The 7,182-nt window shown below is 65.1% G+C and carries 5 protein-coding genes; 4 read left to right on the top strand and 1 reads right to left on the bottom strand.

Going from position 1 to position 7,182, the window contains the following annotated elements; all coding sequences use genetic code 11:
* The 4 genes from AC1DPF_RS16505 to AC1DPF_RS16490 form a co-directional block, all read left to right on the top strand.
* Positions 1-1,128, top strand: a 1,128-nt coding sequence (locus tag AC1DPF_RS16505) for an oligosaccharide flippase family protein (protein ID WP_477962415.1), incomplete at its 5' end; no start/stop codon positions are given.
* Between the two features lie 32 nt (positions 1,129-1,160).
* Positions 1,161-2,300 carry a glycosyltransferase family 4 protein gene (locus AC1DPF_RS16500; protein ID WP_477962413.1) on the top strand — a complete coding sequence of 380 codons (1,140 nt, stop codon included), beginning with the start codon at positions 1,161-1,163 and terminating at the stop codon, positions 2,298-2,300.
* Positions 2,301-2,302: 2 nt separating this feature from the next.
* Positions 2,303-3,826: a hypothetical protein gene (locus AC1DPF_RS16495; RefSeq protein WP_477962411.1), complete on the top strand. Its 1,524-nt coding sequence runs from the start codon at positions 2,303-2,305 to the stop codon at positions 3,824-3,826.
* 46 nt (positions 3,827-3,872) lie between these two features.
* Positions 3,873-5,024 (top strand): glycosyltransferase, encoded by a 1,152-nt coding sequence (locus AC1DPF_RS16490; protein ID WP_477866191.1) that lies wholly within the window; start codon positions 3,873-3,875, stop codon positions 5,022-5,024.
* A gap of 23 nt (positions 5,025-5,047) precedes the next feature.
* Here AC1DPF_RS16490 and AC1DPF_RS16485 read toward each other — a convergent pair whose 3' ends face one another.
* On the bottom strand, positions 5,048-6,991 hold the full coding sequence (locus tag AC1DPF_RS16485; protein WP_477962409.1) for a hybrid sensor histidine kinase/response regulator: 1,944 nt from the start codon (positions 6,989-6,991) through the stop codon (positions 5,048-5,050).
* Positions 6,992-7,182: the final 191 nt, after the last annotated feature.

Raw genomic sequence — 7,182 nt, 5'->3', positions numbered from 1 at the left:
TTCTACCGCGAGCCCATGATCGCCGACATCCTGCGCATCGTCTGCATCACCTATCTTCTCGCGCCGTACCAGGTACTCGCGCATGGCCTGCTCACGCGGGCGCTCCGCTTCAAGGCGATCATGGCTGCGACGCTGGCGGGCAGCGCCACCGGCGCAGCCACGGCGGTGGCGCTTGCGCTGAACGGTTGGGGCAGCCTGTCCATGGCTTATGCCGCGCTGGTTACCGGCGTCGTCGGCCTGACCATCTCGATCCTGAGTCGCCCTCCCTTATTCATGTTCCGCCCCTCGCTCACGCAGTGGCGCAGGATCTCGGCCTTCGCCGGCTGGGTGCTCGGCGGCACTCTACTCGGCCAGTTCGGTCCGCGCCTCAACGAGCTGTTCGTCGGGAGAGCGCTGGGGATCGCGCCCGCGGCCCTGCTCGACCGCGCCGAGATGCTCCCGCGGATGCTGTGGAACTATGCGGCGCCGCCGGTACTGAGCATTCTCTCGCCGCTGGTCGCACATGAGCTGCGCAGCGGCATCGATGCGCGTTCCACGCTGCTGCTGCGCATGCGGCTGTTCGGCTGCATCTTCTCGCCGGTCCTGGTCGGAATCGCCACGCAGTCCGCGCCGATCCTGATCGGCCTCTACGGCTGGCAGTGGCAGGCCTCGATCGCTCCGGCGCCGTGGCTGTGCCTGGCGGCTGCGATCACCGGCCAGTTCGTCGTGCTGAACGCGTCGCTCAACGGCCTGGGGCAAACCAGGGCGCTGTTCTTCCTCGGTCTTGCCGAACAGGCCGCCAGGGTCCTCATGCTTGCTCTGCTCAGCTGGACGCATATCGAACTGGTGGCGATCGGCACGATCGGGGTCTCTCTCGTCTATGCCGCTGCGGCGATCAGGCTGGGCACGCGCCTCAAGCTGTTTTCCCTGCGCGAAATAGTGGCGAGCCTGATGCCCGTCATCGCGATCTGCTCGGTGGTCGGTGCGGCCGGCATCGCGATCGATATCGGGCGCGGCGGCGGCATCCCCGCCAACCCGATTCCCGCAGTGGTGGAGGCAGCGGCTCTGCTGGCAGTGGCATGGCTCGGTGCCGTGTTCGTTTTCCAGCGCGCTGTGATCAAGGCGCTGTGGAAGGTCGTGCGGCATTGAGCGTCGGTCCGCCCATCCTGCTGGTCACGAACATGATCCCGCCCCTGATCGGGGGAACGCCGACGGTGTATGACCGGATGGCGCGGCATGCGGTGCCGCATATCCATGTGCTGAGCGCCTGGCGGGACCCGGACATGGCAAAGCCGATTCCGGGTTGGGCGGAAAGCGATGCGTCGAAGCCCTATCCCATCCGCCGGATCGCCTGGTTGCGTCCGCCGCGGATCGAGCATCTGCGGCGGCGGATCGGCCTGCTGGATCTTATCCTGATCGATCTGCCGGTGATGGCCTTCGTATTTGTCGCCGTACTGTGCGAGGCGGTCCGGACCGGCGCAAAGACCGTGGTGATCGGCGAGCTCCAGGGGCTCGGCTGGCTCGCCATCCTGCTTGGCATCCTCACGCCCTGGCGGGTGGTGATGTACACCCATGGCGAGGAGGTGGTGCAGACCAGCTATAACCGGCTCGCACGACTGCGCGGCCCGGCACTCCGGTCGAGCGACGTGGTTCTCGCGGTTTCCAGCTTTACGCGGGATCGCCTGGTTTCGGACTTCGGCGTCGCGCCGGAGCGGATCAGGCTCGTCACGTCCGGCGTCGATCTCGATCGCTTCACGCCCGGCACGGCCGCCGAGCCATTCATCCTGGGCGTCGGCCGCCTGATCCAACGCAAGGGCTTCGACCGGCTGATCGACGCCTTCGCGCTGGTGGCAGGGGAGTTCCCGGGGGTCAAACTGAAGATTGCGGGAACGGGGCCGGAGGAATCCGCCTTGAAGGTGCAAGCCGAGCGGACTGGCATGGGTGACAGGATCGCGTTTATGGGCGGTGTCAGCGACGCCGAACTCGGTGGACTCTATCGGTCGTGCAGCTTCTTCGCGATGCCGAACCGAACCCTTGCCGATGGCGACACCGAAGGGTTCGGACTGATCTTCCTGGAGGCCAATGCCTGCGGCAAGGCGGTGATCGGAGGACGCGCCGGCGGGGCCACCGATGCCATTATCGACGGCGAGACCGGGCTGTCGGTCGATGGACAGGATCCGGAGGCGATCGCGGCCGCGCTCCGCCGCCTGCTTGCCGACACGGCCTATCGCGACATGCTCGCGGCGGGCGGGCTCGCCCACGCCCGCGCGCATGGCTGGGCGCAGGCAGCCGAACGACTGCTGCAAGCCGTCAGAGGTTGACGATGGACAAGCCTGTGCACTGGTGGTCGAGCAGGGTCTATATCGCGCTGCTGCTGCTGCTGATGGCGGCGCCGCTACTGTGGCCGGCAGTACCGCCGCTGGACGACATGCCCACCCACCTCGGCCGCTTCCGCATCCAGGCAGGCATGGCCGGCGCGCCGACCCTCGCCGGGATCTTCTCGATCCACTGGATGCCGGTAGGCAATCTCGGCGTCGACGTGGCCGTGCTGTTGCTGCAGCCCCTGCTGGGCGTGGAACATGCCGCCAAGCTGGTTGTCATCCTGATACCGATGATCTCCGCCGCCGGGCTCCTGCTGATCGCCAGCGAGGCGCACGGCGAGGTACCGGCTTCGACGCCATTCGCCCTACCGCTGATCTACGGCTATTCCTTCCACTATGGCTTCATCAACTTCTCGCTGGGGGCCGCGCTGGCGCTCGTCGGCTTTGGACTGGTGCTGCGGTACCAGCGGCTCGAACGGCCGATAACATGGCGGCTGCTGATCCTGCTCGGCAGCGTTGCCATCTATTTCGCCCATATCTTCGGCTGGGTGGTCTTCGGCCTGCTGGTCGTGGGGAATGCGCTCCACCGACACGTGACCAGCTGGCGGTTCACAGTGGCGATGGTGCGCGCCGTGTTTCTCGAATGCATGTTGCTGGCGCTGCCGCTGATCTTCATCGTGGCATGGCGGAGCGGCGACAATCAGGGCGAGACATCGGCCTATCTCGACATACTGAACAAGTGGGGCTGGATCGAGAGCGCCCTGCGCGACCGCTGGGTGCAATGGGATGGGCTATCCGCGCTGGGCTGTGCCGCGCTGGTCCTGCTCGGGCTGATCGGCGTGACCCGAATGAATCGCAGGCTGCTGATCGTCTTCCTGGTCATGGCCGGTTTCTACGTCTTCATTCCCTATGCCTTCCATGGGCTGATCTATGGCGACATGCGGATCGCCCCGTTGATGCTGGCGATCGGCATCATCGCGCTGGTGCCTCGACCGGCCTGGGGTCGCCGCGCCGCCTCTCTCGTCGCATTGCTTGCCTTCGCCTTCGTCGCCGCGCGGACCGGCGCCACGACCTACAGCTTCTTCCGCTACGCACAGGATCATCAACGCTACCTGCAGGCGTTGCCATATATCCCCAGGGGCGCGCGGGTCGTCGCCCTCGTCGCTCCGCCCTGCCCGCGCGGCTGGAGCGTACCGCGCATCGTCCACCTGCCCAGCATGGCGATCGTGCGGCGCGACGCTTTCGTGAACGACCAGTTCGATATGCCAGGCGCACAGCTGGTTGCCGTCGGCCCCTCGATTCCCCGCGCCTTCGCCTATCACAGCGGCGAACAGGTCCGCCTGCCCGGCTGCGATCGGCCCGAACCCCTGCTCGCCGATCGGGTAGCATCGATCCCGCGCGCGACCTTCGATCATCTCTGGCTGCTCGGCGTCGACCGGGCGAACCGCCCGACCCTGCCATGGCTGCGTCCGGTGTGGGCCGATGACCGCAGCATCCTCTACGCCATCGTTCGACAGCCGCGGTGATTCTCTGCTAGCCGGTCGACCGGGCAAGTAGAGTCAGGGGGCGGCAATGAGCTTGATCGAGGGGCAACAGGCGCCGAAAGAACGACTGGCCGCGCCTGATATATCGATCATCATCCCGACTTATAACGAGCGCAGCAACATCGCCCCGCTGCTGGATAGCATCCGCGAAGCACTGGGCGACACCCCCTGGGAGATGATCGTTGTCGACGACGACAGCCCGGACCAGACATTCAGCGAAGTATCCAAGCTTGCCCGCGACGAACCACGCCTGCGCTGCCTGCGGCGGGTCGGCAGGCGCGGCCTCGCCTCGGCCGTGATCGAGGGCGCGCTGGTGGCCAATGGCGGTGCCATTGCGGTCATGGACGCCGATTTCCAGCATGACGAGCGCATCCTGCGCGCGATGTTCGAGAAGCTTGTCGCCACCAACGCCGACATCGTCGTAGCCACCCGATATGCCGATGGCGGCGGAATCGGCGACTGGGACGCCAAGCGCGCAAGGATGAGCGACTTCGCGACGAGGATGGCCTGCATGCTGGTGGGGAACCAGACCAGCGATCCGATGAGCGGCTTCTTCATGGTGCGCCGCGAGGTGTTTGCCAGCGTGATCTACGATCTGTCGCAACAAGGCTACAAGATCCTGCTCGACATCATCAGCTCTTCCCACGCCCCGCTCAAGATCGAGGAAGTCCCCTATGTCTTCCGCACCCGCCAGGCGGGTGAAAGCAAGATAAGCGTCATGGTGCTGGCCGAGTTTCTGTTTCTGATCATCGAAAAGCTTACCCACGGCATGATCCCGCCGCGCTTCGCCCTGTTCAGCATCGTCGGCGGCATCGGCCTGGCGGTCCACCTGTTCGTGCTCAACAGCGTGAAGCTGATGGGCTTCGAATTCCTCGCCGCCCAGATCACCGCGATTGGCGTCGCGATGGTGTCGAACTTCATCATGAACAACGAGTTCACCTATCGCGATCGGCGGCTCACCGGCCTTTCATTCCTCGCCGGCCTGATATTGTTCTGCCTGGTCTGCAGCTTCGGGGCGCTCGCCAATGTCGGTGTCGCCGAAATCGCCATCCGCCAGGTCGGCAACTGGTCGGTGGCCGGCCTGGTCGGTGCGATCATGGGCGCGGTGTTCAACTTCTCGGCCGCGACGAGCCTCGTCTGGCGGCGCCCGCGCAAACGGATCTATGCCATCGCCAAGTGACTTCGACGAACGCGGACCGAAGATCAGGCCGCTGCTGAAGCGCTGAACGCTTCCGAGACCGCCCGCTCCAGATCGACTTGGGAGAAGGGCTTGCCGAGCTTGCGCATCGCCGGGTCCGCGTCCGGCGGCAATTCGCCATAGCCTGTGGCAAGGATGAACGGAACTCCAGGCCGTTGCACCATCGCCCGCTCCGCGAATTGCACGCCGGTCATGTTCGGCATCGCCTGGTCGGTGATCACCAGGTCGATATCCGGCTCGCGCTCGAAGATCGCCAGCGCCTCATCGCCCGAACTCGCCTCGAACACCCGATGGCCCATATCCTCGAGCAGGGCGACGGTGTTCATCAGCACCAGCCCGTCATCGTCAACCGCCAGCACCGTCAACGGCCGCGTGCCGGAAGGTGGGATCGCGTCGGCTATCGGCTCCGAAGGCAGGGTGCCGGATTGGGCGATCGGCAGCCACAAGGCAGCCGTGGTGCCCTTTCCGGGTTCGCTCTCGAGGAAGAAACGGCCGCCGGACTGTTCGGCCAGCCCGTGCACCATCGACAGGCCGAGCCCGGTGCCCTTGCCGACTCCCTTGGTGGTAAAGAATGGCTCCATCGCCTTCGCGAGCGTTTCGCCGTCCATTCCCTCGCCGTTGTCGGTGACGCCCAGGCTTACATATCGCCCGGCATCGAGCCCGTCCTTGCCGCCATGACCGACCACCCTCTCCTCAGCCGCGATGGTGATGTCACCGCCGTGGGGCATCGCATCGCGGGCATTCACCACCAGGTTCAGCAGTGCCATCTCGAGCTGGTTGATATCGACAGTCACCGCGTCCAGACTCAGCGGAAAGCGGGTTTCGACGTTGATCGACGGTCCGAGTGACCGGTTTATTAGGTCCGTCATGCCGCGGACGAGCACCGGGATCTCGACCCGCACCGGCTTCAAGTCCTGTCGACGTGCGAAGGCGAGCATCCGCTGGGTCAGACTCGCGCCACGCCGGGCGCCCTGCACTGCATTGTCGAGCAGGCGTAGCGCCTGCGGATCGTTGGCCACCCGCTTACGAAGAAGTTCGAGGCTGCTGAGCGTCGCCATCAGCAGATTGTTGAAATCATGGGCGACACCGCCGGTGAGTTGCCCGATCGCCTCCATCTTCTGGGCGTGAAACAGCGCTTCGCGCGCGTTCTCCAGTTCACGCTGGGCTTCCTCGCGCTCGGTCAGGTCGCGGGTTATCTTCGCGAAGCCGATCAGGTCGCCATCGTCGTTCCGCATCGGGTCGATAACGACGCTAGCCCAGAAACGCGAACCATCCTTGCGATAGCGCCAGCCTTCCTTGGAAAAGCGCCCCTCATGTTCCGCCGCGGCCAGCGCGCGTTGCGGCTCGCCCGAGGCTCGATCATCCGCCGAATAGAAGCGGGAGAAGTGCTCACCCATGATCTCGCCCGGCGTATAGCCCTTGATCCGCTCCGCGCCCGCGTTCCAGCTGGATACATAGCCCTGCGCGTCGAGCATGAAGATGGCATAGTCGGTAACGCTCTGGACCAGCAGCCTGAACTGTTCCTCGCTGCGCCGGAGTATCTTCTGGGCTTCCGCTCGCTCGCTCAGATCGCGTGTGATCTTGGCGAAGCCGATCACCTCTCCGATGTCGTTCATCACCGGGTCGATGACGACGTGCGCCCAGAAGGTCGAACGGTCCTTGCGGACGCGCCACCCCTCGGTCTCGAACTTTCCTTCGGCTGCGGCGATTGCCAATGCCCTGGCGGGCAGTCCCTCCTTCTGGTCCTCGCTGCGATAGAAACATGCGAAGTTCCGGCCGACGATCTCGTCCGCCGTATAACCCTTCAGGCGCTGCGCCCCGGCGTTCCAGTTGATGACCTCGCCCGTGATGTCGAGCATGTAGATCGCGTAGTCTGTAATCGAATCGACAAGGAGGCGGTAGCGGCCGTCTTCCGTGAGAGAGTCCGCCCATCGCTCGTGTTTTTTCATAGCCCCCAATTTCAATTCAGCACCCGAACATTTTTTATGAATTGCCGCCCAACGCGCGGTTGGCACGCCTGTTCCAGCCAACGCGCCAATACGAACTCAGCTGGCCCCCGTGGCGACTGCGGCCCCTCCGGCGCGCGGCCGTGGCGGTTTGTTGTCGCAGCCTGTGGCGCAGCGATATAGGGAGGCCGTCA

The organism is Rhizorhabdus sp. P4_G6, assembly GCF_056401045.1.
This window is presented reverse-complemented; position numbering and strand designations above follow the sequence as displayed.